Origin of the sequence: Peribacillus asahii, from assembly GCF_003570725.1 — a bacterium.
Lineage (GTDB): Bacteria > Bacillota > Bacilli > Bacillales > DSM-1321 > Peribacillus > Peribacillus asahii.
In genome coordinates this window covers 1-1,621 of record NZ_QWVS01000047.1, presented here as the reverse complement: position 1 = coordinate 1,621, position 1,621 = coordinate 1, and the positions used below count along the sequence as shown (strand labels likewise).

The following is a 1,621-nucleotide window of genomic DNA, read 5'->3' as shown; positions in this document are numbered from 1 at the left end:
CCATTAGGTATTCCTTGTATTATGGATAGACTAATACAACAATGCTTCAGGCAAGTGCTCGAACCAATTATGGAAGCCAGATTCTACAAACATAGCTATGGGTTTAGACCTCTACGGTCCACTCATCATGCGATGGCAAGAGTACAATTTTTGATAAATCAAGCCTCTCTCCATTACGTAGTGGATATTGATATCAAAGGATTTTTTGATAATATCAACCACTCACTTCTAATTAAGCAATTATGGAATATAGGCGTTAAAGACCGAATGGTCTTAGCTTGTATATCCAAAATGTTAAAGGCAGAAATTGATGGGGAAGGTAGACCTACAAAGGGTGCACCACAAGGCGGACTGCTATCCCCATTGCTTTCAAATATTGTACTCAATGATTTAGACCAATGGGTAGCGAATCAATGGGAATTCTTTCCCCTCAATAAACCCTACAAAACACGTGAAGGGGAAAGGTACGCGAAAAAGCGAACCAATCTCAAAGAAGGATACCTCGTTCGCTATGCGGATGATTTTAAGATTCTCTGTCGAGATTGGAAAACAGCACAAAAGTGGTTCCATGCCGTTAGGTCATATCTTAAAGAACGTCTGAAATTAGACATCTCCCCAGAGAAATCAAAGATAATTAATCTTAGAAAAAGGGAATCAGATTTTCTTGGTTTTACCATTCGGGCAAATACAAAAGGAAATAAGCGAGTAGCACATACTGGAATTAAAACAAGCAAAAGTCAAAAATTAAAAGCAGAAATTAAGAGATATGTACAAAAAATCAAAACGTCTCCAACTGCTCAAAATGCACTTCTTTTTAACAGCTTCGTTTTAGGAATCCATAACTATTTTAGTCGAGCAACACACGTCAACATCGAGTTCTCACGTCTTGCTTACGATGTACGCACGTTTATCTATAACTGTCTAAAATCTGTTGGGAAATATGAACACCCTCTAAACCCACCACCAGCTTATAAAAAGTTTTATAAATCGGGTTATAGAACGTTTAAAGTAGCGAATGTATACCTCTTCCCAATTGCTGATATAAAAACTAAAAATGCAATGAACTTTAGTCAGCACATATCACCTTATACTGTTGAAGGTAGGGAACATATACATAAACAACTACGAGTAGACATACAGTTTCAAATTTCACTATTAATGAAGTCAACCATTCCAACACGAAGTGTTGAATACATGGATAATCGGATTAGCCGATACAGTATGAAAATGGGGCAATGTGAAATCACTGGTATCTTTCTCCAAGCTAGTGACGTACACTGTCATCATTACATTCCTCTTCATCTAGGAGGAGACGACTCTTTTAATAACCTTAGAATTATCCATAAAGATATACACATGGCTATTCATCAAACAAACCAACAAGCAATTAAATCACGTTTAATGGATTTTGCTAACGACAAATCGGTTATAAATAAACTAAACAAATACCGTGAAAAATGCGGCTTAGAATCCATCAAATAGTCCAAATCTTGAAGTAACATGGAACTTATAATCTAGTAGGTATTGTTAGATGGAACGCGGAATGATAGGAAACTATCACGTTCCGTGTGGCGCAGGGGAAAAGCTGGAGACTACTTCAAACGCTTACCTATTGCAACCG

Annotated in this window: 1 protein-coding gene; it reads left to right on the top strand. The window is 37.1% G+C overall.

From position 1 onward, the window contains the following. The coding region (locus D1953_RS18095) for a group II intron reverse transcriptase (protein ID WP_119118558.1) at positions 1-1,482 on the top strand (1,482 nt) is incomplete at its 5' end. Positions 1,483-1,621: the final 139 nt, after the last annotated feature.